Origin of the sequence: Streptomyces sp. NPDC058665, from assembly GCF_042714995.1 — a bacterium.
Taxonomy (GTDB): Bacteria; Actinomycetota; Actinomycetes; order Streptomycetales; family Streptomycetaceae; genus Streptomyces.
On sequence record NZ_JBHXRX010000038.1, the window covers coordinates 53,325 to 78,470 of the forward strand.

Below are 25,146 nucleotides of genomic sequence, written 5' to 3' on the forward strand. Positions count from 1 at the left end.
CGCCCCAACCTCCCAGGAGTCCACCCGTGTCTGACATCTCCCTCGGCGTCCTCGACCTGGTCCCGATTCCGTCCGGCTCGACGGCAGCCGATGCCCTGCGCAACTCCATCGACCTCGCACAGCGGGCCGAGCGCTTCGGATATGCCCGCTACTGGTTCGCCGAGCACCATCTCAACCCCGGCGTGGCCGGCACGTCGCCCGCCGTCGTCCTGGCTCTGACCGCGTCCGCCACCTCCACCATCCGGCTCGGCTCCGGAGCCGTACAGCTCGGGCACCGTACGGCGCTGTCCACCGTGGAGGAGTTCGGCCTGCTCGACGCGCTGCACCCGGGCCGATTCGATCTGGGCCTGGGCCGCTCGGGCGGCCGCCCGCCGGGACAGCCGGCCGCACCGTTGCCGACGGCGACCCCGGTCGTCGACGGCCGCACCCCGAACGGCCTGTTGATCCCGCCCCGCTTCTCCTTCGAGCATCTGCTCGGCTCACCCCGCATCGCGCTGCAGCGCAGGCTGCTCCTGCTGCCGGGCGCCGAGTCACAGGACTACGCCGAGCAGATCGGCGACATCCTCGCGCTGCTGGCCGGCACCTACCGCTCCCCGGAGGGCGTCGAGGCACATGTCGTGCCGGGGGAGGGCGCCGACGTGGAGGTGTGGATCCTGGGCAGCAGCGGTGGTCAGAGCGCCGAGGTGGCGGGCGCCAGGGGCCTGCGGTTCGCGGCGAACTACCACGTCGGCCCGGCCACGGTCCTGGAGGCCGTGGACGGCTACCGGTCCTTCTTCCAGCCATCCGAGTTCCTCGACGAGCCGTACATCAGCGTCTCGGCGGACGTCGTCGTCGCCGAGGACGACGCCACCGCCCGCGAACTCGCCACCGGCTACGGCCTGTGGGTGCGCAGCATCCGTACCGCCGAGGGCGCCATACAGTTCCCCACGCCGGAGGAAGCGCGTACCCACACATGGACCGATGAGGACCGGGCCCTCGTCCAGGACCGCATCGACACACAGTTCGTCGGCTCACCAGGGCGGGTGGCCGACCACCTGGAACAATTGCAGGAGGCCACGGGCGCGGACGAGTTGCTCATCACGACGATCACTCACGACCACACCGACCGGGTCCGCTCGTACGAACTGCTCGCGGAGGAATGGCGCCGACGGGGTCACTCCTTCCATTCGAGCTGATGCTCGGATTCAGAGGTTGTTCAGGTAGAAGCCGGCGAGCCGGTCTACGGCGGCGTCGACGTACTCGGGCTCGTCGTACATCTCGTAGTGGCCGGCGCCGTCGATCACCATGAGGTCGACCGGGTTGGGGGCCAGCTTCCACAACTCCATGCCGGACTCGTAGGAGCCGGTGTTGCCGATGCGTCCGGCGAGGATGACCTGGAGGGGCTGGGTCATGAGCTGGTCGACCAGGTGATACGCGTCGTAGCCCAGCAGCAGCGAATCGCCGCGTGAGAGGCGGCGGTTCGTGGAGTGTTCGTTCCTGCCCCGTTCGGTGCGGTAGTAGGTGAGTGCCTGGGTCGTGTCGATATCGGTCAGTCCGGCCGCCGTGGCTTCTTCCAGGGTGTCGGGCAGCCACTTCGCGCGGGTCAGCTCGCCGGAGCGGTTCTCTTCGGTGCGCGCGGCGGCCATGGTGTCGAGTGCCGCCGCCGCGCCGTCGGGCTGAAAGCCGCGGAACGACGTGCCCATGTTGCCTGGGACGACCGTGCCGACCGCCTTGATGCGATGGTCCGTGCGGGCGGTGTGCACCGCGTAGCCTCCGCCGGCGCAGATGCCGAGGACGCCGATACGTTCCGGGGCGATGCCGGGGATCGTACTGAGCGCGTCGATCGCGTACGAGATGTCCTCGCCGCGCCGGTAGGGGTCTTCGAGGTCGCGGGGCTCTCCGCCGCTCTGACCTTGATGGGCGGGGTCGAACACGAGCGCCGCGACGCCGCGCGCGGCGAGACGGGACGCGTAGTTCGCACCGATCTGCTCCTTCACGCTGCTGCCGGGCGTGGAGAGCACCACGGCGGGCGGTGGCGTCGCGTCGTCGGTGCTGTCGGGCAGGTAGAGGTCGGCCGAGAGATTGATGGGTCCGCGCGGGATCGTGATGTGCTGAAGCATCTGATGGCACCTTTCGCGAATGTTTTGTTCCATGACTGTCCAGTACGAAACGCCGCTGATACAGTTTGGAACTAATTCAGAACTGTACCACCTGGACGGATGGAGGGGCTTGCGTGGCGGTTGACGGGGCGCAGTTGTGGACGCTGAACCAGCGTCTGCTGAGCGTCGTGATGGATGCCTGCAGCGGTGAACTGGCCGAGCTCGGGCTGGAGACGAAGGAGTTCTTCGTGCTGGCCGAGGTGGCCGCGTCGCCGTATCCTGCCGAACTCGCGGCGGCGCTGATGATCCCCAAGGCGAGCGTGACGGTCTATGTCCGCAACCTCGTCGCGAAGGGGTTCATGCGGCGTGAGATCGACGACGAGGACCTGCGGCGGCATCGGCTCTTTCTGACCGCCGAGGGCAGGGCGGCGCGGGACCGAGCGCTCTCGGCGCTCGCGGCGGAGTTCGACCGCAGGCTGGCGCGGATCACCCCGCAGGACCGCACGGATCTGCGGCGCATCCTTCTGGAGATGCTCTAAGGGCTGTCCCGCGCAGGCGCTCACCATCCGGCGCCCCCACGCGTGGGGGCGCCCCATATGGCACGGACCGTCCGCTCCACCCAGTGCAGATGGAGCGGACGGTCCGTGTCATATGGGGCGACGAGTGGCGGACGGACCCCTGGCCCGACCGGTCCCTGTCGGCTCAGGAGATGCGTACCTTGATGGATTCGCCCGGCTTCAGGGTGATCCGCTTGCGGAAGGCGCCGGCCCGCAGCTCGGTCATTCGGCCGCCGACGCTGCGGATGGTCGCCGTGGTCGCCCTGCCGTCGCGCCAGGAAAGGTCCACCTCGAAGCCGCCGCGAGCCCCGACGCCGCTCACCGAGCCCTTGGCGGCCCACGCACGGGGGAGAGCCGGCAGCAACTCGATCACGCCCGGCCGGGAGTAGAGGATCATCTCCAGAGCGGCGGCGGCGCCGCCCAGGTTCGCGTCGATCTGGAAGATCGTGTAACTGCCCTGGCTGTACATGTCGAACCAGTTGGCCGACGTGCCGTTCCCGTTGTTCATCGACGGTCGCAGAATCGTCAGGTAGAGCTGGTACGCCTTCTCCGCCTCCTTCAGGCGTGACCAGCACAACGACCGCCACGCGCACGCCCAGCCGTAGCTGTCCATGCCGCGTGCGGTGAGCAGTTCGCGGACACCGTCGAGGAGTTTCGCGGGGCTGGTGTCGGCGGCGATCCTGTCGCCTGGGTAGAAACCGATCAGCGGGGAGAGATGACGGTGCGTGGTCTCACCGAGGTTCTCCGGGCTCATCCACTCCTCCAGCCAGCCGGTCTTCGGGCTGACCCGGGGCAGATAGAGCCTGGTCTGCATCTCGGCGAGTTCGGCCGCCAGTTCCTCGTCCCGGTCCAGCACCGCCGCTGCCGTGCCGAACTCTTCGAAGAGCTCCCACACCAGCTCCTGCCCGTACGTGTTGCCCTTGCCGTCCGGGCCGTGCTCCGGTGACCACGCGGTGTCGTCGATCAGCACCTCACGCCTGGTCCCGTCCGGATCGGTGACCGTCTCGGTGATCAGCCGCGCCCGCCAGAACTCCGCCGCGCCCTTGAGGACGGGGTAGATCAGCTTGAGGTAGTCCAGGTCCTGGCTGTACTCGTAGTGGCGCCAGAGCGAATTGCAGAGCCAGGCGTTGCCGGACGGGTGCCAGACCCAGCCGCTGCCCCCGTGAATGTTGGTGGAGAACGCCACCGCCCAACCGGCGATGTCCCCGGTGCTGTTACGGAATCTGTTCTTCTCGTTGTTGTAAAGCCGCTTGGTGACATCGGTCCACACGGGCAGTTGGGACACGCAGTACTCGGCGAAGGCCACGGAGTTCTCGCCCAGTCCGGCGGGGTCGGCCAGCCAGTAGTTCATCTGGACGTTGATGTCGGTGTGGTAATCGGCGTACCAGTCCGGCTTGTTGTTGTGCACCCAGATGCCCTGGAGGTTCATCGGGAGCCAGTCGCGGGATCCGGTGATCGTGAGGTAGCGGCCGTACTGGACGTACGCGGCCTCAAGCTCGGGGTCCGGCGTCGACCGGTCGGTGTGCCGCACCGCGACGCGCGACCACGAGTCCAGCGAGCGCTGGACCGGCGACGATTCGCCGAGGTCGATGCTGAACCGGTTGTACAGGCGCTGGTAGTCGGCCACATGGGTGTCCAGCAACGTGTCACCGGAGACCTTCGCCGCGGCGGCCACCTTGGCGCGGGCAACGGTGAGGGGAGCGGTGGCCGTATCGCGGAAGTTCTTCGCGGCGTCGGGGGAGTAGTCGGTGCCTCCGCAGACCACGATCAGCAGTTCGCGGCAGCCGGCGAAGGTGATTCTGTCGTTCTCCACGCGGACCTGGCCGGTGGCACTGACGGCGGTCACGGCCGCGGCGTAGCGAAGGTCGTTGCCCAGCGTCCCGCTGAACGACAATCCGCCCTTGTCCCGGGATGTGGTCTCCTCGTGCGTGCCGGACAGGGAGATCGTGCCGGTGTGCGGGCCGTCACCGGTGAGCCGGACGACGATCACATCGTCCGGGTGGCTGGCGTAGATCTCGCGGCGATACCGGACGCCGCGGTGTCGATAGCGCGCAGACACCACGCCGTTGCTCAGGTCGAGTTGGCGGCGGTAGTCGCTCACCGCCTCACCCGAGTGGCCGGGCAGCGCGACACGGAGCTTGGCCAGCAGCCCGAAGCTTCCGAAGTCATCGGCGCCGTAGGGGAGTTGGCCGTCGTCGGTCAGCCTGTCGTTACGGCCGCCGGTCCAGAAGGCGCCGTCGGTGAGATAGAGGTAGTCGTCCACAGGATCGCACCCGGCCAGCGCGCCGAGCCGGCCATTGCCGACAGGCAGGGCCTCTTGCATGATGCTCGCCTCAACTGCGGGCGTGGTGTACCAGATTGCCGTGGCCTTGCTCTCCGGTACGAGATCCACGCCGGAGGGGCGAACGGGGGCGGCATGGGCCGCGAACGGGCGGAGGCCACCGGCGAGGGCGAGACCGCCGCCCGCGGCTGTTCCGGTGATGCGGAGAAAATCGCGACGAGACGAAGCGGGCACAGTTGGGTCCCTTCCAACGGGCTTCACGCAGAGTGTCGTCGGCAACTATTCATAAAATAAGAGGAACGCGTCAAGGCTTAGGACGTCCAAGCATCCGATCTCTGCGGTCCGCTCGATTCCCGTGAGTCCTATTTGCTCGCATCCATGGCGTCTGATCGCTCGAAATGATCTCGCTCCACCTCGTGAGATCGGATGATTCCTCTCGTCGGGGACGGGTGGGGAAGACCTCGCCCTGGGGGTGGTTCGTGGTGGTGGGTGGAGGGTCAGTGGCCGTCGCCCATGGAGCGGTGGTGTGGGCGGGCCCGGGGATGTTCTTGACACGGCTTGTGAGCCATGCGACGGTGAGGATGTTATTTAGCGATGTTAAGTGAATCTCCGGGGGCGCTGCCCCCGTCCTCGGCGAACGCCTCGAAGGAGCGGCATGAAACTGAGGTTGTCACCTGAGGACGCGGCCTTCCGCGCCGAACTGCGGGAGTTCTTCACCACCCAGGTGCCCCAGCACATCCGGGACACGGTGGCGGCCCGCGAGGACCTCACCAAGGAACAGATGGTCGAGTCCATGCGAACGCTCGACGCCGCCGGGATCGCCGTGCCCAACTGGCCGGTCGAATGGGGCGGCAGGGACTGGACTCCGCTCCGGCGGCACATCTGGCACGAGGAGATGCAGGCGGCCTGCGTCCCGCCGCCGATCACGTTCAACGCCTCCATGGTCGGTCCCGTCATCGCCGCGTTCGGCTCCCAGCAGCTCAAGGAGCGCTTTCTGCCCGCCACGCGGAACGCCGGCATCTGGTGGTCGCAGGGATTCTCCGAGCCCGACGCCGGATCGGATCTGGCCGCTCTGCGCACCTCGGCCGTGCGCGACGGCGACCACTACGTCGTCAACGGCCAGAAGACCTGGACCTCCTACGCCCAGTACGGCGACTGGATCTTCACCCTGGTACGCACCGATCCGGACGCTCCCCGCAAGCAGGCCGGTATCTCCTTCCTCCTCATCGACATGACGACGCCGGGTGTCACCGTCCGGCCGATCCGGCTCATCGACGGCGGGAGCCTTGTCAACGAGGTCTTCTTCCAGGACGTCCGGGTGCCTGTCGACAACCTCGTCGGTCAGGAGAACCACGGATGGCACTACGCCAAGTTCCTCCTCGGCAACGAGCGCGCGGGGATCGCGGGTGTGGGCGGAACCAAGTGGCTGCTGGCGGAGGCCAAGACGTGGGCCGGGGACCGGCTGCGCGAGGATCCGCTTCTGGCGGCGGACTTCGCGCGGCTGGAGAACGACCTGCTGGCGATCGAGCTCACCTCGATCCGGGTCGCCGCCGAGTCGTCGGACGGCAAGGCCCAGCCCGCCTCCTCCGTCCTCAAGCTCGCGGGATCCGAGTTGCAACAGGCGGTCACCGAGCTCGTGCTCAACCTCGCGGGCGAGCAGGGACTTTCCAGTGATCCGGCCGCGGGGGCGCCGGCGTGGACGCGCCCGGCGGCACCCTCGTACCTCCATCTGCGGGCCGCCAGCATCTACGGCGGCTCCAACGAGGTGCAACGACAGATCATCGCCGGCACGATCCTGGGGCTCTGAGACATGGACTTCGACCACACCGACGAGCAGCGCGCCCTCCGGGACGCCGTACGTGGTCTGTTGAGCAAGACCTACGCCACGATCGACGGCCGCCGCGAGGCCACGGCCGGGGAACCGGGCTTCGACGAGGGCATGTGGTCCCGGCTCGCCGAGATGGGAGTTCTCGGTCTGCCGTTCGCGGAGGAGGCCGGCGGTATGGGCGCCGGACCCGTCGAGGTCGGGCTGGTGGCCGAGGAGATGGGGCGCGTGCTGGCCCCCGAGCCCTTCGTCGAGGCCGTCGTGCTCTGCGGCGGACTCCTCGCGCGGGCCGGCGCCAATGTCTCCGGGATCGCGGAGGGCGTTGTCCTGCCCGCGTACGTAGGTGGTCCGGGGGTCATCGCCCGGTGCGACGGTGACCGCTGGGTGCTGGACGGCAGCGTCTCGCCCGTGCTCAACGGAGCGCGTGCGGACCTGCTCGTGGTGGTCGCCGAGGCCGGCGGAACGCCGGCGCTTTTCACGACGACCCAGGGCGAGCGGACCTCGTTCAGCACTTACGACGGGGGCCGCGCGGCCCGGGTGACCTTCGACGGAACCGCCGCGGAGCCCCTCGGCGACCCGGCGGCCGACGCGAGCGGCACGATCGAGTACGCGCGAGCGCGTGCGCGGGTGGCGTACGCGCATGAGGCGCTCGGCGCCATGGAGCGCGCGCTGGAGATGACACGCGACCATCTGCGCGACCGCCACCAGTTCGGGAAGCCGTTGAGCGCGTTCCAGAACCTCGCGTTCCGCGCCTCGGACATGTATGTCTCCCTCGAACTCGCGCGCAGCACCGTGCTCTGGGCGTCGATGGTGCTCGCTGACGGCGACGAGGCCGAAGGCATCGAGGCCGCGTCGCGGGCCAAGCTCCGGGCGGCGGAGTCCGGCCGTCATATCGGCCAGGAGGTGATCCAGTTGCACGGTGGGATCGGCCTGACGATGGAGTACCAGGTCGGCCATTACGCGATGCGGCTCACCACCATCGAGCACCTTCTGGGCGATCGGCGCCACCACCTCGCACGTCTGGCGGCGGCCGTCGGCGGCCACCGCACCGTGGACCCTCTTCGGTAGGGCGCCTCCGCCCTCGGCGGCCGGCTCTCGTGAGCTGTTCCGGGAGGGACGGCGGCAGATTCGATTAACCATGCTAATTTATCGTTGGATGTGAAGGGGACTCCATGGCGGCGTCGGCCACGACATACGAAGCCCGGCTCACCCATGACGGCGCGGATCCGATCACCGCCGCTTCGTTCGAGGTGGTCGAGCGGCGGTTGCCGGGCGCGGCGGACGGCGAGATCGTCGTCGACGTTCGGTACGCCTCCCTGGATCCCTCGCAGCGGATCCGTCTCCGGTCGGAGGGCGCCGGCTTCGTCCCGCCCGCCGGTGTCGTCGGCACCGTGGTGGAGTCCCGCGCCGACGAATTCGCCGTGGGCGACACCGTGATCGCGCCGGGTGCCTGGGCCACGAAGGTGTGCGTTCCGGCCGCCGCTGCCGAGCGGTACGACGCTCCGGACGGCGTGGCCCTTCATCACGCCGTCGGCTTGCTCGGACTGACCGGCCTGACGGCCTACTTCGGCGTGACGCGGGTGCTCCGCCCGCGTACGGGCGAGAAGATCGTCGTCACGGGCGCCTTCGGCGGGGTCGGCCAGGTCGCCGCACAGCTCATCGCGGCGAGCGGCGCCGATGTCATCGGCCTTGTGGGTGGCCTGGAGAAGGTGGACGGCCTCGACCGACTCGGCATCCCCGCTGTCGACCACCGTCGCGCGGACTGGCAGGCCGAGATCGACCGCCTGGCGCCCGACGGTCTGCACGCGGTCTTCGACAATGTGTGGGGCGAGGCTTCCGCACGGCTTGTCGAGCGGCTTCGACCGCTCGGCCGCGTCGCCCTGTGCGGGCAGATGTCCGGCATCGGCGCGGCGGTGATCCCGCCGCTGCCCCTGGACAACTGGTTCCGGCTGGTGACCCGTTCCCTGACCATCCAGGGTTTCCGGGCCGCCGACTTCGCCGCGGAGAACGCCGCCGCGCGCCGTGCGCTCGCGGACATGATCGCGTCGGGAGCGCTCGACCAGGAGATTCACCTGGCATCCGGCTGGGCCGCCGCGGGTTCGGCATTCGCCGATCTGCTCACCGGTCGCGTCGTCGGCAAGCTCGTAGTGGAGGCGCAGGCATGAACGCTCTGCGGGACGATGTGACCGCGTTGCTGGCCGGAGACGGCGAGAGGCTCGCGGATCCCTATCCCATCTGGAACCGGCTCCGCGACGAGATCCCCGTGTGGAAACAGGGGGATGTGGTGATTCTGAGCCGGCACGAGCAGGTGCGGGAGCTGCTGGGGGACAACAACATTCTCTACAGCCGCCAGGGGACGAAGACCTCCGCCCGCTACGAGCGTGCGAAGCGGGAGTTCAGCCCTCATGGGGGTGCCGCCTTCGGCCGTGTTCTCGACCAGGAGTTCCATCAGCTGGTACGGATGGATCCGCCGGACCACCCACGCGTGCGCAAGGCCGTCCAGCCGCCGTTCTCGGCGCGCAGCCTGGCTCGCGAGATGCAGAGTAAGGTGACCGAACGGGTCGACCGCAATCTGGCCTCACTCGCGGCGGGCGGCGGTGAGGCCGACTTCAAGAAGTTCGCCTACTCACTGCCTCTCCAGGTTCTCGGTGATCTCCTGGGCATCCCGATCGACGACCTCGACATGGTCCACTCCTGGGCCCAGAAGATCGCTGAGAACAAGTTCAACGCCGACTCCGAAAGCGCGGCGATCGAGGCCGATGAGGCCTATCGGCGGCTGATGGCCTATATCGACGTGCTCGTCGCGCGCCAGCGGGCGAGCGGCTCCGAGACCGGCCTCGTGGCCGCGCTCCTGGATTCGGAGAAGAGCGGCGTGGTCTCCCACGAGGAGGCGATGGCCATGGTGGCACTGATGATCTTCGCCGGTCATGAGACGACCAGCAATCTGCTGGCCATCGGCCTTCTTGAGCTGCTGCGCCACCCGGATCAGTGGGACCGGCTCGTCGCGGAACCGGAGCGGGTCCCGGCGGCGGTCGAGGAGTTGCTCCGATTCGTCACGCCGGCGCACTTCCTTCCGTACGTCGCGAAGGAGAGCCGGGAGATCGACGGCGTGCCGGTCGAGGCCGGCGACACGGTCATCGGTGTTCTCGCCGCGGCCAACCGGGACCCCGCCGTCTTCGCGCACGCGGACGAGCTGGACATCGAGCGTCCGGACAGTCGCGCGCATGTCTCGCTCGGCCTCGGGCCGCACTTCTGTCTGGGGGCCGGTCTGGCGCGGATGGAGGCGACGGCGCTGTTCGGCGCCGTCGTACGCGGGTTTCCCGGCGCGAGACTGGTCGAGGCCGACCTCCGCTGGGGCGGCCGTTCGCTGCGGACTCCCCTCGCCATGCCGATCCGGCTCATGGGCTGAGCACGTCCCTTGACGGTGGTGGGCCTCACTTCTATCGTGTTATTTCACATAGCTAAATGAATGATCTGGAGGTTCCGGTGCGATACGTCATCACGGGTGCGGGCAGTGGGATCGGGCACGCGGTGGCGACGCTGGCCGCGCGGGCGGCCGGGAGCGACGGAGCCGGGCAGGTGCGGCTGGCACTGCTGGACCGTGACGCCGATTCCATCCGGTCGCTCGCCTCGGAGCTCCGGGGGACAGGGGCCGACTGCCTGCCAGTGGCCGTCGACCTGAGCGATCCGTCGGCGGTAGGCGAGGCGGTGGAAGAAGCCGTCTCGGTCTTCGGCGGTCTCGACGCTCTCGTGAGCAACGCCGGGATCAGCTCCGTCGGCGCGATCGAGGATCTCAGCCTCGACGCCTATCAGCGGACGTTCGACGTCAACACCCGGGCGACCTTCCTGCTGGCGCGGGCGGCCTTCCCGGCGCTGCGTGACTCGCGCGGTTCCATCGTCGCCACGGCCTCGATCTCCGCCACCCATCCGACCCCACCACTGGGGATGTACAGCGCCAGCAAGGCGGCTCTCCGGGTGATGGTCCAGCAGATGGCGGTCGAATGGGGCCGTTACGGGATCCGTGCCAACTGCGTCTCGCCCGGCCCGACGGACACCGGCCTCACCCGCGGGTCCTTCGGCGACCGGGAGGACGCCGCCGCGAAGGCGAACCGACGCTACCGCGAAGCGGTCTCGCCCATGCGGAAGATCGGACGCGCCGAGGACATCGCCCAGGCGGTGCTCTTCCTCGCCGGTCCGCGCGCCGGGCACATCACCGGCGTAGATCTGCCCGTCGACGGCGGCCTCTCGCTGACCGTCATGCCCCTCACCGGGGGCACCCCTGGATACCGACTGGACGAGATCGCGCAGGAGGCGACGTCGCGATGACCAACACCGCAGCTCAGACGCTACCCGGATTCCTCTCGCCCGAGGTCGCGGCCGATCCCGACGCCTTCTACCGTCGGCTGCGGGCCGAGGACCCGGTGCACTGGGACGACGGCTACCAGGGCTATCTGATCAGCAAGCACGCCGACGTCGGATCCGCCTACCGCAACCCGCTGTTCTCCACCCAGAACTACGAGGTCAGCCTGCAGCCCGTGTTCGGCCGCTCGATGCTTCAGATGGACGGCGCGGAACACAGCCGCAAGAAGGCTCTGGTCACCCCGTACTTCCGTGGCAAGGGCCTCCAGAAGTGGGCGCCGGTCATCGCGCGCAATGTCGCGACGATCCTGGACCGCTCCGTCGCTTCGGCGTCCGAGCACATCACGCGCGGCTTCCGGCCGGGCGACACCGTCGACCTCCTGGCCGACTTCGGCTACTACCTCCCGGTCTATGTGATCACCGACATGCTCGGGCTGCCGCACAGCGACTACGACCGGTTCTTCGACTGGTACAGCCGTCACGTCGCCTTCCTCGGCAATCTCGCCCGCGACCCGGAGATCGACGAACGCGGTCGCCGGGCGACGAAGGAACTGTGGGAGTACCTCGCCCCCGTGGTCGAAGACCGTCGTTCGAACCTCGGTGACGACCTCATCTCCGGGCTGATCACCGCCGAGATCGACGGCGAGCGACTGGCGGACCTGGAGATCCTCACCCATGTCACGCAGTTGCTCAACGCCGGTTCGGAGACCACGGGCAAGGCTCTGGCCAGCATGCTGGCGTATCTCCTGCGGGAGCGCGAGCTGTTCGAGGAGGTGCGGGACGATCGCTCCCAGCTCATTCCCGCGATCAGTGAGACCCTCCGGATCAGCCCGCCCTCCCAGATGAACGGCCGCAAGATCACCCAGGATGTCGAAGTCCAGGGCAGGCGGCTGCCCGCCGGCTCCCTGGTGATGCTGCTCATGGCATCGGCGAACCGCGACGAGGAGCGGTTCGCCGACCCGGACACCTTCGACTTCCACCGCGGTGACCTCGACCACGCGAAGACCTTCACGGCGGCCGGTGACACGTTCGCCTTCGGTTCCGGACGGCACTTCTGCCTGGGCGCGATGCTGGCGAAATCGGAGCTGGAGATGGCCTCGAACGTGCTGCTCGACCGCTTCCCCGACATGCGTCTGGCCGACGGGTTCGAGCCCGAGTGGGCAGGCTTGAAGATGCGGTCGGTGGACAGGCTGACGGTGACCCTCTGAGCGATCGGGCACCGGCGCCCGGGATGCGCGGCCGGGCCCTGTCGGCACTCCTGGTCTGCACTGCCCTGGTCTCGGCGGCGGTCGTCACCCTCGGCGCGCCGCTGGTACCGCAGGTCCAGCAGACCTTCGGTGTCGGCACCGAGGCATCCCAGTGGTCGTACACCATCACCCTGCTCGTCGGCGCCACACTGACGCCGCTGCTCGGCCGGCTCGCGGACGGGCGCCGGCGCAGGCCCGCGATGATCGTTGTCTGCGCCTTCGTCACCCTTGGCTGCGCGATCTCCGCCGTCGGGACAGAGTTCGGGGTCTTTCTGACCGGACGTGCGCTCCAGGGCGTCGCGGTGGCCCTGGTGGCGATGACCATCGCCTGTGCCCGAGATCTGTTCACCGGTCCGGCGATGACGCGACTGGTCGCGCTCCTGTCGATCACGACGGCGCTCGGCGCCGGGGCGGCGTACCCGCTCACGACGTACGTGGCGGAGCATTTCGGTCCGCGGGCGGCGTACGGCGGTGCCACCTCGCTCGCGCTGCTCGTCACCCTCGCGGTGGCCGGCGGCCTGCCGGCGGTGGTGCCGGTGGACGGCAAGCCGCGACTGGACGTGCCCGGCGCGATCGTTCTGATCGCCGCCACGGTGTGCGCGCTGCTGGCCATCAGCCAAGGCAACTCGTGGGGCTGGTCGAGCGCCGGAGTGCTGGTTCTCGGGGGAGTCGCCCTCGTCCTCCTGCTCCTGTGGATCCGGCTCGAACTCCGCGCGGCACACCCGTTGGTGGAGCTGAGGCTGTTCGCCCGCCGCGATGTGCTCGCGGCACACCTCACCGGCCTGCTCATGGGAGTGAGCCTCTACAGCACCCCGGTCCTCATCACCCGCGTCGGTCTCGCCCCCCGCAGCAGTCAGTACGGCGTGGGACTCAGCCTCAGCGCGATCGGTGTGGTGATGGTCCCGATCGCGATCTGCAACTACCTGAGCAGCAGGACCGCGACGGCGGTGGCGAGAATGTGGGGCCGGCGGATCGCGCTGGCGGCCGGGGGTGTCGCGGGCGCGCTCGGGCCGCTGATGCTGATCGGGGTCGACGGGCGCCTGTCGCTGCTGCTGGCATCGGTCGTGCTGACGTCCTGCGGCGCGGGGGCGACGTTCGGCACGCTGCCCGGACTCATCGTCGACTCGGTCGAGCCGGGGGAGACGGGCAGTGCCACGAGCGTCAACATCCTCCTGCGGGCCGTCGGCGGGGCGGTGGGCAGCGCGGTCACCGCGGCCCTGGTCGGTGCGACCGCCGGTCCGGCGGGGGAGGCGACGGCGACCGGGCTGACCTGGGCCGCGCTCGCCTGTTCCGCCACGTGCGCGGCCTCGGTCGTGGTGAGCTGCTGTGTACCGAGCCGGGCGTCGTGAGCCGGCCGGGACGTTGACGACACCGCCCAGGGCCCTTCTCCCGGATCAGGCCCCGCGGTCGAACCAGTCCCACTCCCAGGGCCGGATCGACAGCAGCGGAGTGCTGAGCAGAACGTGCTCGGCGTCGCCGGGCGCGCTGGAGCGCCCGATCCACTCCGGCCGCTCGTTCTCGATGAGAGAGCTCGTCTCCAGGACGTCGCCGTCGAGATACAGGATCCGAACCGTCAGGTCGCTGTCGGCGCCCGGGGCCGGCGACCCGAGTCCACCGGCCCCCTCGGCGAACCGGTACGTCGCCGCACCCGCGACCCCCGGAAGCGTCAGTACCGCCGGGATCAACTCCCGGTCGAGCGCCTCGAAGTGGGAGGCACCGGCGGGTACGGAGGGGGATGCCGTCCTGGACAGCGTGAGGTGGATGCCGCGATGCGGTCTGTGCGGCAGTGCCGGCGCCGCGACGAGAACGCGGGCAGCCGCGTACTCCTTGACCGGGTGGAAGAAGCCGGCCGGTCGCCGCTCGGTCCAGGCCAGTTCGGGACGCCGCCCCCACCAGAGAGCTCTCTGATTGAGCTCGGTCCAGTCCCGCAGCGCCGGCTCCAGCGGGGAACGGAAGCCGTAGGCGACGGCGTACTGGACCGGCTCGTACGCGATGTCACCCACATGACCGGCCGCCGCGCACCGAGGGGTGCGGACCCAGCGGTCCCCCCAGGCGACGCCGGGAAGCAGCTTGTTCTCCGGCAGATGGTCGAGCTGGTGCCATGCGTTGTACTCGGCGTGCCGGGTGGCGTCACCGAGGTGCGTGAAGGTGAGGAAAAGCCGCTCTGTGCCGCTCATGCCTGCCGGCCCTCCGTCCGCAACCACTCATTGACGACTGTGTCGTTGTCGGCGCCGAGTCGAGGCGCTGGGCCGGGCTTGTCCGGCCCCCAGCCGGCTGATCGAGCGACCGGACCCGGAACCGGAAAGGACCCCACACCTGGCTGATCCACCTGCTGGAAGAGGTCGTTGGCGGTCACGAGCGGATCACCCACGAACTCGCCGACCGTCCGGTAGTCGCCCCACAGGACATGGCCGGCGTCGAGCGCCGCGACGGCTTCGGCGTGGGTGTGCGCGGAGAACCAGGGGGCGAGGATCGCCGAGATCAGGTCCCGGTGCTCGTATCGCGCCGCTTCCTCGCCGAAGTCCACGCCGAGCGTCCGCTGAAGGCTCTCCAGAACGGTACGTGTCCCCGTCAGCCCGACGAGCTTGTTCCAGTGACGAGCCGTCAGGGCGACCACCATGACCCTCCGGCCGTCACCGGTCGCGAAGTCGCAACCGTAGCTGCCGTAGAGGTAGTTGCCGTCCCGGAGCCGTCCTGCCCCGTTCACCACCGCGTCGGCGACGAAGCCCAGGTGCGCCATGGTCGCGGCGGCGACGTCCGCGAGGTTGACCTCGACGAGCCGGCCTCGGCCTGTGGCGACGCGCTCGGAGTGAGCCGCCACCAGGGCCAGGGCGACGTGCAGGCCGGCGAGCAGGTCCCAGGCCGGCAGGACATGGTTGACCGGGAGCGAGCTGTCCGTGGGTCCGGTCAGCCACGGCAGGCCCACCTCCGAGTTGATCGTGTAGTCGACGGCCGGACGCCCGTCGCGGCGGCCCCTGACGTGGGCGACGATGACGTCGGGCCTGACCCGCCTGAGTTCCTCGTAGTCGAGCCACGACTGGCCGACCGCGTTGGTGACCAGCAGACCGTGGCCGCTCCCGGGTGCGGCCAGGAGCGAGCGGACCACATCGCGCCCCGACTCCGACCTCAGATCCACCTCGACCGAGCGCTTGCCCTTGTTCAGGCCGGCCCAGTACAGGCTGGTGCCGTCAGCGGCGCGCGGGAGCCGCCGGGTGTCCGTCGCTCCTCCGGAGGGGTCCACCCGTACGACGTCCGCGCCGAGTTGGGCGAGCGTCATCGTCGCCGACGGGCCGGCGACGTACGTCGACAGGTCGAGGACGTGCAGGCCGGCCAGCGGCCCGCTCATGCGAACGGGGAGACGTACGGGATGTTCTTGGCCGCCGCCGCGTCGGCGATCCAGCCGTCGATCTGTTCGGCCACCTCGTGCGAGACGAGCTCGATCCACATGCCGGGCGACTCGGGGTTGTAGTGGAAGGTGGCGCGGCCGATACCGCCGTCCTCGTCGACGCCGTTCAACTCGCGCCGGTATCCCTTGGCTTCGAGCATCGCCGCCGCGGCGCGCAGGTCGTCGGTGTAGTAACCGAGATGGTGGACCCGCCGTCCGCCCGTCACATTGAGATAGGGAGCCGGGTCGATCTGCTCCAGCAGTTCGATGAAGTGCGGGCCCTGGAGCGAGTAGGTGAACCGGACCTCACGCCCGACGATGCCGTCCGGGCACTCCAGCGGCACCGTGGAGGTCAACGGCGGCGCCCAGTCGAGGCGCAGGGCATCGCCCATGGCCGCCATCGCGTTGTCGAGGCTGTCCGCGATGATGCCGGTGTGGTAGAGGCGAAGCAGCGGCTCGGTGGTCATACGAGGGCCCTCTCTGTGATCGGGTGATGAACGCTACACCACGCTAAGTAAATCTGGCAGTGTCCGTGTCGGCCGATGCGGAAGGTTCCCCCAAACCCTTGACACGGATGGCGCGCGACCTCAGTCTCACATCAGTTAGCCACGTGAAAGATTCTGGTTCCGGCCGATCCCGAAGCACAAGGGAGTGCGTAATGATCTCGCTGGTCGTGACCGGCCTGTCCCAGGCGGCGGTGCTGATTCCGCTGGTCCTGGCGGTCAGTCTGGTCTTCCGCGTGAGCGGAGTCGTCAACTTCGGGGCGGGGAACTTCTGTGTCTTCGCCGGCGCGGCGTGCGCCTCGTGGGGAGCGGGCAGCGGCGCGGTCGGCGTCCTTCTCACGATCATGGCCGGCGGCGTTCTGGGCGCTCTCTGCTACGCCATCGCGATCGTTCCCGCGCAGCGAAAAGGGGCGCCGGTCATCGGCCTCACCCTCGCCACGCTCGGCTTCGGCCTGCTCCTCAGCTTCCTGACCCGGACATGGTTCGGAGGGGAGCCCTCGATCGTGCAGCCCTGGATCCATGGATCGGTCTCGATCGGCGGCTACGAGACGTCCAGGCAGCGGCTGTTGGTCATCGGCCTGTCGCTCCTGCTCCTGCTTGTGATGTGGTTCCTGTTCGACAGAACGCTCATCGGGCACCACCTCTCCGCCGTCTCCTTCGACCATGAGCTGGCGCAGGTCTACGGCGTCCGCACGGTGCGGTTCGAACTGCTCGCCTGGGTCGTCTCGGGCGTCTGCCTGGTCATCGGGGGCATGTTCCAGGCCTCCCTCGGCAGCGTCTCGGTCGACGTGGCGCCGACCCTTCTCGTCCTGACCCTCGTCGGCGCCGTCATCGGCGGCCTCGGAAGTCTCTTCGGCGCGGTGGGCGGTGCCGTCGTGGCGGGCTTCGTGATGACGTTCACCGACCAGCACATCGCCGCCAGTTACCACTTGACCTCACTCTTCGTGATCCTGTCCCTGGTGCTGCTCGTGCGGCCGACAGGGCTGTTCACCTTCCGCGGAACGGCTGAGCGCGTATGAGCATCATCGGATTGGACAAGGCCGCTCGCCCCGAGGTGACCGGCGCCCCGCGGAAGGCCGGCGGACCCCGGCGCGCACTGACCTCGGCCTGGGCCAAACACGTGGCGGGGCCACTGGTACTGGTGATCATCGGGCTGGTCGCCGGCGGCAACGACTACTACGTCCATCTGGCGTCCGCCGGGGTCATCGCCTACATCCTCACGGCGGCGTTCAACATCGTCTACGGCTACGCGGGCATCTTCAACCTCTCGATCGTCATCACCTACGGCGCCGGCGCGTTCACCAGCGTCTACCTTGAGGTCCAGTTCGGACTGCCCTTCTGGCCTGCCCTGTTGATCTCTGTCGCGGTCACCACCGCGTTGTCCGTTCTGGTGGCCGTACCGACGAGGGGCCTCAACGAACTGTTCCTCGCCATCCAGACACTCGCGTTCGCGCTCGCGCTCGCCGAGATCATGGTGAACTGGGAGAAGTTCAGCGGCGGCACGATCGGCATCTACGCCGTTCCGATGCCCACGCTCTTCGGTTACGAGTTCACCGGCGGCCTCCTGCCGTATTACTGGCTCGCCGCCTTCTTCGCCTGGCTCACCTACGAGTTGGTCCTGCGCATCCACCGCTCGGCGATGCGGCGCAAGCTGACCGCGCTGCGCGAGGGACCCCGAGTCCTCGCCGCGGTGGGCGTCTCGCCCGACTCGACCCGGCTCGTCGCCTTCGCGCTCTCAGGTGCGCTCGCCGGGCTGGCCGGCGTCCTCTTCGCCCACTTCCAGCTGGTGATCGACCTCGACACCTTCAGCTTCACGCGCTTGGTCGCGCTGCTGCTCGCCGCGATCCTCGGTGGCGGCGGCTACTTCCTCGGTCCCGTCTTCGGTGTCGTCGCCATCCTGGTGATGGACGAGCTCTCGCTGGCCACCAGCCAGGCGCAGGACCTGGTCTACGGCGTGGGCATTCTGGTGCTCGTCGTCATCGCCAGCGGAGGTATCGCCGGCTGGCTGGACAGCCTCATGAAGTGGATCGTCCCGCGACGGGGACCGGACCCGGCGGGGACCGCCGATGCCCTGGAGCCGGCGGATCCGGGCGGCGGCGGTGGCGGTACCGGTGACGGCGGTGGTGACGCGACCGGGACCGTGACGCGCTACCTCGCGGACTCCGTCAAGGCCGTACACCGGGACCTGCGGGTCGAGGTGCGCGGTGTGTCGGTCGCCTTCGGCGGCAACACGGCGGTCGACGACGTCTCGATCACCTTCGCCACCGGTGAGGTCATCGGGCTCATCGGCCCCAACGGTGCCGGCAAGACCACGCTCCTCAACGCGATCACCGGGGACGTCCGGGCGACGGGCTCCGTCCGCCTCGGCGACGACGAGATCCTCGGCGTACCTCCGCAGAATCTCGTGCGGTCCGGGATCGGCAGGACGTTCCAGAGCCCGAAGGTGATCCCCGAACTGACCCTGCTGGAGAACGTCATGCTCGCCGGAGACGGCATCGGAAAGGTCGGGTGGTTCCGCCAGTCGTTGCTGAGCCCGGCCGCCCGCAGGCAAGCGCTGGCCGGCCGCGAACGGGCGATGACGCTGCTCACCGGCCTCGCCCTGGCCGACCGCGCGCAGAGCCTGGCGGGAGACCAGCCGTACGGTGTGCTCCGGCTGGTCGAGATCGCCCGGAACCTGATGCTCGACCCGGCGTTCCTGCTGCTCGACGAGCCGGGTGCCGGGCTGACCGAGTTCGAACGCGCGGAAATCGCCGCGACCGTCCGCGCGCTCGGTGCCCGCGACCTCGGTGTGGTCCTGGTCGACCACAACCTGCCTCTCATCACCAGCGCGTGCGACCGCGTCTACGTCCTGGACCACGGCCAGGTCATCGCCGAAGGCCCGCCCAAAGAGGTCTTCGCGCAACAAGAGGTCATCTCAGCCTACTTGGGGGTTCCCGGATGAACGCGCCGCTTCTCGACGTACGCGATCTGAGGGTCGGTTACGGCGACCACCGGACCGTCCTTCACGATGTGTCCTTCACTCTCGACGAGGGCGAACTGCTCGGCCTGGTCGGGATGAACGGCGCGGGGAAGACGACCCTGATGCGGGCCCTCAGCGGAGGACTCAGGCCGAGGTCGGGGGAGGTCCTGTTCCGGGGCGAGCGCGTGAACGGGTTGTCGACCGCCGCCGCCGTCCGCAAGGGGATCGTGATCCTGCCCGAAGGGCATCGCGTACTGCGCCCGCTCACGGTCGAGGAGAACCTCCAGATCTCCGCGATGCGGCTGAGCCGGCGTGCCGTGCGACGCCGGCTCGCGGAAGTGCGGGACCTGGTGTACGAACTGTTCCCGATTCTGGCCGAACGGCGCACACAGCTCGCCGGCCTGCTGTCCGGCGGAGAGCAGCAGATGCTCTCACTGGCCCGCGCGATCATTCAGCGGCCGAAACTCCTGCTCCTTGACGAGCCGTCACTGGGTCTCGCACCCGTGGTGGTCGAGAAGATCTACTCGTCCCTGCGGTCGCTCCAGGCCGAGGGCATCTCGATGCTGGTCGTCGAGCAGAACAGCGATCGCCTGGCGAGAGCCGCCGAGCGGATGATCGTGCTCCGCGACGGACGGATCGCCGCCACCGGGACACCGGCCACGCTCCAGGGGGCCGAGCTCAACACCGCCTACTTCGGCTAGCGCCTGATCCGAACGACAGGCCCTGGTTCGGTCCGCCCGGAAGTCCCTGGTCACCCGCGGAGGTGACCGCGGCCGAGGGCATCGAGAACCGGTCCGGTACTTGCCCGGCGGTCAGACATGTAGAATACTTTGCGTAGCTAAATAAATCGCCCGAGGTTCGAGGAGTCACGCTCCATGCTCACCGTTGACTACGCGGCACGACGCTCGATCGTCGAGCCGGTCCGGCTGCGCCGCTTCTTCGGCGCCCGCAGCATCGCGGTCGTGGGGGCATCCCCAAGCTCCAGCTGGGCGCGGAATCTCCTCAACGCCCTGGCGCTCGGCGGCGGGGTGAAGGACGTGCGCTTCGTCCACCCCAAGTACGACGAGATCTTCGGGAAGCCGACCGTCCCGACCCTGCGCGACCTCGGCGAGCGCGTCGACCTGGCCTACATCATGGTGGGCCCGAACCGCGTCGACTCCATACTCCGGGACGCCGCCGCCGCCGGCATCAAGAACGCCGTCGTCCTCGCCTCCGGATACGGGGAGACCGGAGCCGACGGACGTGATCGGCAGCGCCGGCTGGCGGAGAGCGCGGTCGAGCTCGATCTGACGATCATGGGGCCGAACACCATCGGATTCATCAACGCGGTGGACGGGGTGGCTCCTTGGGCGGTGGCCACCGAGTCCGCGCCCGTGGCGGGTCCCGTCGGCGCCGTGTTCGAGAGTGGCTCGATGGCGCGGGCGACCTACCAGTTCGCCCAGGCGCACGGCGTGGGCTCGACGTTGTGGGCGTCGGTGGGCAACTCGGCCGTGCTGACCAGCCTCGACGTCCTGGATTATCTGATCGAGGACGAGAACACCCGCAGTGTCGCCCTGTTCCTGGAGACCGTGCGCGAGCCGGACCGTCTCTTCGAGCTCGGCGCGAAGGCTCTGCGGGCCGGCAAGCCGATCGTGGTCTACAAGGCCGGGCGAAGCGAGGAAGGCATGCGCTCGGCCATGGCGCACACGGGCGCGATGGCCACCGACGACGCCGTGGTCGACGCGGTGTTCCGGCAGGCGGGCATGGTCCGCGTCGAAAGCGTCGAGGAACTGGTCGCGACCGCCGGGGTGTTCGGCTACAGCCCGCGCCTCCCGGAGGGCCGGCGCATGGGCGTAGTGACCTCGTCGGGCGGCGGCTGCAACATCATCGCCGACCTCGCCTCGGTCAACAGCCTTGCCCTGCCCGCCTGGCAGGACGACACCAGCGCCGAACTGGCCGCGCACCTCCCCGAGTTCGCCTCGATCCTCAACCCTCTCGACACCACCGGCTTCGGCCACGCGCGAGCGAGACCGCGTCCGACGAAGGCCGAGGACGACCTGATGGAGATCGCCGTCGGTGACGACGGGATCGACTTCATGTTCTCGATGATGACGCCGCTGCCGGACGAGCGCCCGGCGGACCCGACGTTCATCGAAAGCCGGATGAAGATCGTCGGCGAGATCGTGGCCGCGGCACCGGTGCCGGTCTTCCTCTCGTCCAACACCTGCCTGGACGTCTCGCCGTACGCCGTGTCACTGCTCTCCGAGAACAAGCTGTTCCTGCTCCCCGGCGTCGACCTCGCGGTCACGTCCCTCGGTCATGTCGTCCGATGGGTCGAGCAGCGGAACTCACTCCTGGCGCACACCGATCGGGAGGCGCCGGCCGTCGCGGTCGCCGCGGGCCCGAGTGCCCGGACCTGGGCCGAGGACGAGGGCCGGGCCCTGCTCGCGGCAGCCGGTGTACCCGTCGTCCCGGCCGGCCTCGTCAACTCCCCGGCCGAGGCCGCGGCCGAGGCGGTGCGGCTCGGCGGACCGGTGGCGATGAAGATCTGTTCGCGGGCGGTCGCGCACAAGTCCGACGTCGGCGGAGTCGTGCTCGGCGTCGAAGGCGCCGAGGACGCGGCGGCGGCGTACGACTCGATCGTGGCGACGGTGACCCGTCATGTCCCAGACGCCGATCTGCGCGGCGTGCTCGTCTCGCCGATGCGGGAGCCCGGCCAGGAACTCCTGGTCGGCGTCACGGTCGACCCGACCTTCGGGCCGGTGCTGGCCGTGGGCCTCGGGGGCATCTGGGTGGAGGTTCTGAAGGACACCAGCCTGCGCGTGCTGCCGGTCGACGCCCGCGAGGTGCGCCGGATGCTCGACGAGCTCAAGGGCGCCGCCCTGCTGCGCGGCGCGCGCGGAAGCCGGGCCGCCGACATCGACGCGCTGAGCGAGGCCATCGTGGCGATCAGCCGGGCCGCCCTCTCCGTCGGACCACGACTGGACACCCTGGAGGTCAACCCCCTCCGTATCAACGGCAGTCGCGTCGAGGCGCTCGACGTGCTCGTCACGACCACCCTGGAGGAGGACGCATGAGCGCCCCCGGAGCCGCGGCAGGCGCACTCGACGGAATCAAGGTCCTCGATCTGACCCGCTTCCTCCAGGGCCCCTACGCGACTCGTATCCTCGCCGACCTCGGCGCGGAGGTCGTCAAAGTGGAGCGGCCCGGCGGCGAGTGGGACCGGCGACTGCGCCAGGCGCCGGACGGGTACGCCGGCTTCTTCACGGGCCTCAACCGTGGCAAGAGGTCCATCGCCGTCGACATCACGACCCCGGCGGGCAGGGACATCGTGAAAGCCCTCGCGCGCGAATGCGATGTCGTCGTAGAGAACTTCAGGCTCGGCGTGATGGAGAGACTGGGCCTTGGCTACGACACCCTGCGCGAGGAGAACCCCCAGCTCATCTATGCCGCGGCGGCGGGCTACGGTCCACTGGGTCCACGCGCCGATGAGCCGATGTTCGACATGGTCGCGCAGGCCGTCTCGGGCCTCTCGGACTTCGTACGCACCCCGGACGGGACACCCCGGCTGGCCAGTCGCGGAATGGCGGACTCGGCGGGCGCCGTCTTTCTCGCCACGGGCATCCTGACCGCGCTTCTGGTCAAGGAGAGGACCGGACGCGGCCAGCGGGTGGACGGCTCGCTCGTCGGCTCCTGTCTGGCCATGCACACCGCCGAGGTCACCATCGCCCTCCACGGCGACGAAGTGAAGCGGACACAGGGCCGCGTGACGTCGACCTCGGGCGCGTTCCGCTGCGAGGACGACCGCTGGATCGTCATCGGCGCCACGGACACCAAGGTGTGGAACGGGCTGACCACGGCCCTCGACAGGCTCGACCTGCGCGATGATCCGCGGTTCGCGAAGAGCAGGCTCCGTGAGCGGCACCGCGACGCCCTGGAGCCGATCCTCGAAGAGACGTTCCTGACCGCCGACCGGGACACCTGGGTCCAGCGGATGCGGGACAACGGCGTACCGGTGGCTCCCGTCAACACTTTCGTCGAGGCGGCACGGGACCCCGACGTCCTGGCGAACGGCTTCGTCGTCGAGCAGCCGGACGCGACATGGGGGACCGTCCGCACCGTCGGCAACCCGTTCCTGCTCAGCGCCACCCCCGCACGGGTCGGCGACTGGACCCCCGAACTCGGCGCCGACACCCGCGAGTTGCTCACGCACCTCGGCGTCCCCCAGGACCGGATCGATGAACTCGCGGCCGACGGTGTGGTCGAACAGGCGCAGCCCGCGCCCGAACCGCCGGACTCACCGCGAGAAGCGGAGGAGGTGGGCAAGGCGTGAAGTACGGAACTCCGGAGAGCATCGCCGCCGCGGCCGAACAGGTGCTGTACGAGGTGGACAGGGCGTCGGGCGTCGCGTATCTGACGCTGAATCGCCCCGAGAAGCACAATGCCATGAGCGTCCCGATGCGTGATCGCATCATCGAGCTGATGGCACGGGCCGGAGACGACCCGCGGGTCCGGGTCATCGTGATACGCGGCAACGGAAAGTCGTTCTGCAGCGGCAACGAGATCAATGAGCGGTGGGGCCAGAAACGACCGCACGAGCGACGCCGCACACTCACCGTCGGATACCGGTACGGCGCCGACATGGCCTGGGGCCGGCTGGGGTTCAGCCAGGCGATCTCCCGCTCGCCGAAGATCACGGTCGCACAGCTGCACGGCTACTGCGCGGCGGCGGCCTACTTCATGATCGCGTGCAAGGCCGATGTGGTGACGGCGGCCGAGGACACGCGGATCGGCGCCCTGGAGGCCCGGTTCCTGGGCCCGGCCGGCGCCGTCGCCAGCGTGCACATCAACCGGATCCTGGGCATGAAGGCCGCCCGGCGCACCGGGTTCACCGCGATGCCGATGAGCGGGACCGAGGCGCAGCATCTCGGCCTTGTCGACACCGTCGTGCCGGCCTCCGAGCTCGCCGGGACCACCCACGCGATCGCGGCCGGCATGGCTGCCCGTCCGCCCGGCCATCTGCTGTATCTGAAGTCTCGACTGCGGGCCGCGGAGGGCGTGATGGACACCAGCGTCCCCTCGATCACGGGGCTGTTGGTGTCGCACTTCCTGCAATCGGGGCCGGACGAGATGGATTTCTGGAAGACCGCCAAGGAGGTCGGCGTCGGTGGCGCTCTCGACGCCGACAAGAAGCGCAAGGGCGCGGCGGATCCCCGCGCGGGGGTGACCTCATGAGTGCGGTCGACCTGCGGGTGGCCGACGGCCGGGCGTACATCGAGGCGGTGAGCTTCGCCCCGCTGACGTCGCACGACCCCGCCTTCGCGGACGAACTCGCCGGAGCCGTCGTCGAGGCTTCGGACCACGATCACGTCAAGGCGATCGTGCTGCGTGCCACCGGACCCGATTTCGCGCCGGCGGTGCCGACCGGCTTCCCGTCCGTGGCCGATGCACCGACCACCTGGCACCGCGCCTTCGTCGCGTCGACAGCCGTGTACCAGGCGACCTGCTTCGCGAAGAAGGTCGTGGTCGCCGAAGTCCGCGGGGAATGCCACGGGGCGGGCAGCGCACTCCTGTTGTGCACCGATCTGGCCGTGGCGAGTGAGGACGCCGTGTTCGGCTCGCCCTTCCTCGACGTGCCCGAGTCGAACTTCGTACTCGCCGCGCTCACGGTCCGGCTCAACCGGGCCAAGTCGTGGTTGCTTCGGGGAACCGTCCACGACGCCCCCACCGCCGGGCGGATCGGGCTGGTCAACAGGGTCGTCCCGGCCGCGCGGCTCCAGTCGGAGGTCGAGCGGATGACCGCCGCGGTCCTCGGCATGCCGCTGGACGGCCTGACGATGTCGAAGATGCTCCAGCAGGCCGTCTACGACGCCCACGGCGTGGGCCGGGAGTTCGACCTGGCCGACCACTACACGATCCACCGCGCGGCGGTCGGGTCCGGTCTCACCGAGGAGGGCGCGTGAGCCAGGAAGG

The 25,146-nt window shown here is 69.2% G+C and carries 21 protein-coding genes; 16 read left to right on the plus strand and 5 right to left on the minus strand.

The window, feature by feature from the left end:
• Positions 1-26 precede the first annotated feature (26 nt).
• Positions 27-1,175 (plus strand): LLM class flavin-dependent oxidoreductase, encoded by a 1,149-nt coding sequence (locus ACFWV8_RS24180; RefSeq protein ID WP_384206596.1) that lies wholly within the window; start codon positions 27-29, stop codon positions 1,173-1,175.
• A 9-nt stretch (positions 1,176-1,184) separates the two neighbouring features.
• Here ACFWV8_RS24180 and ACFWV8_RS24185 read toward each other — a convergent pair whose 3' ends face one another.
• On the minus strand, positions 1,185-2,099 hold the full coding sequence (locus ACFWV8_RS24185) for an alpha/beta hydrolase (RefSeq protein WP_384206599.1): 915 nt from the start codon (positions 2,097-2,099) through the stop codon (positions 1,185-1,187).
• A gap of 113 nt (positions 2,100-2,212) precedes the next feature.
• Between ACFWV8_RS24185 and ACFWV8_RS24190 the strand changes: the two genes are divergently transcribed.
• Positions 2,213-2,617: a MarR family winged helix-turn-helix transcriptional regulator gene (locus ACFWV8_RS24190; protein ID WP_384206604.1), complete on the plus strand. Its 405-nt coding sequence runs from the start codon at positions 2,213-2,215 to the stop codon at positions 2,615-2,617.
• 163 nt (positions 2,618-2,780) lie between these two features.
• On the opposite strand, the gene ACFWV8_RS24195 is transcribed toward ACFWV8_RS24190, so the two are convergent.
• A complete protein-coding gene (locus ACFWV8_RS24195) occupies positions 2,781-5,150 on the minus strand; it encodes a glycoside hydrolase N-terminal domain-containing protein (RefSeq protein WP_384206609.1) in 2,370 nt (789 codons plus the stop codon).
• A 421-nt stretch (positions 5,151-5,571) separates the two neighbouring features.
• Here ACFWV8_RS24195 and ACFWV8_RS24200 point away from each other — a divergent pair, with 421 nt between their 5' ends.
• The 7 genes from ACFWV8_RS24200 (at position 5,572) to ACFWV8_RS24230 (ending at position 13,696) form a co-directional block, all read left to right on the plus strand.
• Positions 5,572-6,723: an acyl-CoA dehydrogenase family protein gene (locus tag ACFWV8_RS24200; RefSeq protein ID WP_384206613.1), complete on the plus strand. Its 1,152-nt coding sequence runs from the start codon at positions 5,572-5,574 to the stop codon at positions 6,721-6,723.
• Positions 6,724-6,726: 3 nt separating this feature from the next.
• The gene (locus tag ACFWV8_RS24205) at positions 6,727-7,809 is read left to right on the plus strand and encodes an acyl-CoA dehydrogenase family protein (RefSeq protein ID WP_384206616.1); all 1,083 of its coding nucleotides are present in this window, start codon (positions 6,727-6,729) and stop codon (positions 7,807-7,809) included.
• 104 nt (positions 7,810-7,913) lie between these two features.
• Complete coding sequence (locus ACFWV8_RS24210) at positions 7,914-8,906, plus strand: zinc-binding dehydrogenase (protein WP_384206620.1); 993 nt, start codon at positions 7,914-7,916, stop codon at positions 8,904-8,906.
• Positions 8,903-10,150 (plus strand): cytochrome P450, encoded by a 1,248-nt coding sequence (locus ACFWV8_RS24215; RefSeq protein WP_384206623.1) that lies wholly within the window; start codon positions 8,903-8,905, stop codon positions 10,148-10,150. The genes ACFWV8_RS24210 and ACFWV8_RS24215 overlap by 4 nt, the downstream gene beginning before the upstream one ends.
• Positions 10,151-10,206: 56 nt before the next feature.
• On the plus strand, positions 10,207-11,067 hold the full coding sequence (locus ACFWV8_RS24220) for an SDR family NAD(P)-dependent oxidoreductase (protein ID WP_384206627.1): 861 nt from the start codon (positions 10,207-10,209) through the stop codon (positions 11,065-11,067).
• Positions 11,064-12,308 (plus strand): cytochrome P450, encoded by a 1,245-nt coding sequence (locus tag ACFWV8_RS24225; protein ID WP_384206631.1) that lies wholly within the window; start codon positions 11,064-11,066, stop codon positions 12,306-12,308. Before ACFWV8_RS24220 ends, ACFWV8_RS24225 begins: the two co-directional genes overlap by 4 nt.
• 23 nt (positions 12,309-12,331) lie before the next feature.
• Positions 12,332-13,696 carry an MFS transporter gene (locus ACFWV8_RS24230; RefSeq protein ID WP_384206633.1) on the plus strand — a complete coding sequence of 455 codons (1,365 nt, stop codon included), beginning with the start codon at positions 12,332-12,334 and terminating at the stop codon, positions 13,694-13,696.
• 45 nt (positions 13,697-13,741) lie between these two features.
• On the opposite strand, the gene ACFWV8_RS24235 is transcribed toward ACFWV8_RS24230, so the two are convergent.
• Genes ACFWV8_RS24235 through ACFWV8_RS24245 form a run of 3 tightly spaced genes read right to left on the minus strand, consistent with a single transcriptional unit; the run spans position 13,742 to position 16,199 of the window.
• Positions 13,742-14,524, minus strand: a complete 783-nt coding sequence (locus ACFWV8_RS24235) for a hypothetical protein (RefSeq protein WP_384206636.1) — start codon at positions 14,522-14,524, stop codon at positions 13,742-13,744.
• Positions 14,521-15,693 (minus strand): CoA transferase, encoded by a 1,173-nt coding sequence (locus tag ACFWV8_RS24240; protein WP_384206641.1) that lies wholly within the window; start codon positions 15,691-15,693, stop codon positions 14,521-14,523. Before ACFWV8_RS24240 ends, ACFWV8_RS24235 begins: the two co-directional genes overlap by 4 nt.
• Positions 15,690-16,199, minus strand: coding sequence for a VOC family protein (locus tag ACFWV8_RS24245; protein ID WP_384206646.1), 510 nt, complete (start codon positions 16,197-16,199; stop codon positions 15,690-15,692). The genes ACFWV8_RS24240 and ACFWV8_RS24245 overlap by 4 nt, the downstream gene beginning before the upstream one ends.
• 191 nt (positions 16,200-16,390) lie before the next feature.
• On the opposite strand from ACFWV8_RS24245, the gene ACFWV8_RS24250 reads away from it, so the two are divergent.
• The 7 genes from ACFWV8_RS24250 to ACFWV8_RS24280 all read left to right on the plus strand — a co-directional run bounded on the left by ACFWV8_RS24250 (position 16,391) and on the right by ACFWV8_RS24280 (position 25,136).
• A complete protein-coding gene (locus ACFWV8_RS24250) occupies positions 16,391-17,254 on the plus strand; it encodes a branched-chain amino acid ABC transporter permease (protein ID WP_384206650.1) in 864 nt (287 codons plus the stop codon).
• Positions 17,251-19,176 carry an ATP-binding cassette domain-containing protein gene (locus ACFWV8_RS24255; RefSeq protein WP_384206657.1) on the plus strand — a complete coding sequence of 642 codons (1,926 nt, stop codon included), beginning with the start codon at positions 17,251-17,253 and terminating at the stop codon, positions 19,174-19,176. Before ACFWV8_RS24250 ends, ACFWV8_RS24255 begins: the two co-directional genes overlap by 4 nt.
• Positions 19,173-19,895: an ABC transporter ATP-binding protein gene (locus ACFWV8_RS24260; protein ID WP_384206661.1), complete on the plus strand. Its 723-nt coding sequence runs from the start codon at positions 19,173-19,175 to the stop codon at positions 19,893-19,895. Before ACFWV8_RS24255 ends, ACFWV8_RS24260 begins: the two co-directional genes overlap by 4 nt.
• Positions 19,896-20,069: 174 nt before the next feature.
• On the plus strand, positions 20,070-22,250 hold the full coding sequence (locus ACFWV8_RS24265; RefSeq protein ID WP_384206666.1) for an acetate--CoA ligase family protein: 2,181 nt from the start codon (positions 20,070-20,072) through the stop codon (positions 22,248-22,250).
• Positions 22,247-23,506, plus strand: coding sequence for a CaiB/BaiF CoA transferase family protein (locus ACFWV8_RS24270; RefSeq protein WP_384206671.1), 1,260 nt, complete (start codon positions 22,247-22,249; stop codon positions 23,504-23,506). The genes ACFWV8_RS24265 and ACFWV8_RS24270 overlap by 4 nt, the downstream gene beginning before the upstream one ends.
• On the plus strand, positions 23,503-24,408 hold the full coding sequence (locus ACFWV8_RS24275; protein ID WP_384206676.1) for an enoyl-CoA hydratase/isomerase family protein: 906 nt from the start codon (positions 23,503-23,505) through the stop codon (positions 24,406-24,408). Before ACFWV8_RS24270 ends, ACFWV8_RS24275 begins: the two co-directional genes overlap by 4 nt.
• On the plus strand, positions 24,405-25,136 hold the full coding sequence (locus tag ACFWV8_RS24280; protein ID WP_384206681.1) for an enoyl-CoA hydratase/isomerase family protein: 732 nt from the start codon (positions 24,405-24,407) through the stop codon (positions 25,134-25,136). Before ACFWV8_RS24275 ends, ACFWV8_RS24280 begins: the two co-directional genes overlap by 4 nt.
• Positions 25,137-25,146 lie beyond the last annotated feature (10 nt).

What these genes read in the sequence shown, in the direction of transcription:
- ACFWV8_RS24240 (WP_384206641.1), bottom strand. Translation starts at nt 15,693, where the DNA reads ATGAGCGGGCCGCTGGCCGGCCTGCACGTCCTCGACCTGTCGACGTAC.
- ACFWV8_RS24200 (WP_384206613.1), top strand. Translation starts at nt 5,572, where the DNA reads ATGAAACTGAGGTTGTCACCTGAGGACGCGGCCTTCCGCGCCGAACTG.
- ACFWV8_RS24235 (WP_384206636.1), bottom strand. Translation starts at nt 14,524, where the DNA reads ATGAGCGGCACAGAGCGGCTTTTCCTCACCTTCACGCACCTCGGTGAC.
- ACFWV8_RS24255 (WP_384206657.1), top strand. Translation starts at nt 17,251, where the DNA reads ATGAGCATCATCGGATTGGACAAGGCCGCTCGCCCCGAGGTGACCGGC.
- ACFWV8_RS24245 (WP_384206646.1), bottom strand. Translation starts at nt 16,199, where the DNA reads ATGACCACCGAGCCGCTGCTTCGCCTCTACCACACCGGCATCATCGCG.
- ACFWV8_RS24265 (WP_384206666.1), top strand. Translation starts at nt 20,070, where the DNA reads ATGCTCACCGTTGACTACGCGGCACGACGCTCGATCGTCGAGCCGGTC.
- ACFWV8_RS24280 (WP_384206681.1), top strand. Translation starts at nt 24,405, where the DNA reads ATGAGTGCGGTCGACCTGCGGGTGGCCGACGGCCGGGCGTACATCGAG.
- ACFWV8_RS24260 (WP_384206661.1), top strand. Translation starts at nt 19,173, where the DNA reads ATGAACGCGCCGCTTCTCGACGTACGCGATCTGAGGGTCGGTTACGGC.
- ACFWV8_RS24215 (WP_384206623.1), top strand. Translation starts at nt 8,903, where the DNA reads ATGAACGCTCTGCGGGACGATGTGACCGCGTTGCTGGCCGGAGACGGC.
- ACFWV8_RS24270 (WP_384206671.1), top strand. Translation starts at nt 22,247, where the DNA reads ATGAGCGCCCCCGGAGCCGCGGCAGGCGCACTCGACGGAATCAAGGTC.
- ACFWV8_RS24210 (WP_384206620.1), top strand. Translation starts at nt 7,914, where the DNA reads ATGGCGGCGTCGGCCACGACATACGAAGCCCGGCTCACCCATGACGGC.
- ACFWV8_RS24185 (WP_384206599.1), bottom strand. Translation starts at nt 2,099, where the DNA reads ATGCTTCAGCACATCACGATCCCGCGCGGACCCATCAATCTCTCGGCC.
- ACFWV8_RS24225 (WP_384206631.1), top strand. Translation starts at nt 11,064, where the DNA reads ATGACCAACACCGCAGCTCAGACGCTACCCGGATTCCTCTCGCCCGAG.
- ACFWV8_RS24250 (WP_384206650.1), top strand. Translation starts at nt 16,391, where the DNA reads ATGATCTCGCTGGTCGTGACCGGCCTGTCCCAGGCGGCGGTGCTGATT.
- ACFWV8_RS24220 (WP_384206627.1), top strand. Translation starts at nt 10,207, where the DNA reads ATGAATGATCTGGAGGTTCCGGTGCGATACGTCATCACGGGTGCGGGC.
- ACFWV8_RS24230 (WP_384206633.1), top strand. Translation starts at nt 12,332, where the DNA reads ATGCGCGGCCGGGCCCTGTCGGCACTCCTGGTCTGCACTGCCCTGGTC.
- ACFWV8_RS24205 (WP_384206616.1), top strand. Translation starts at nt 6,727, where the DNA reads ATGGACTTCGACCACACCGACGAGCAGCGCGCCCTCCGGGACGCCGTA.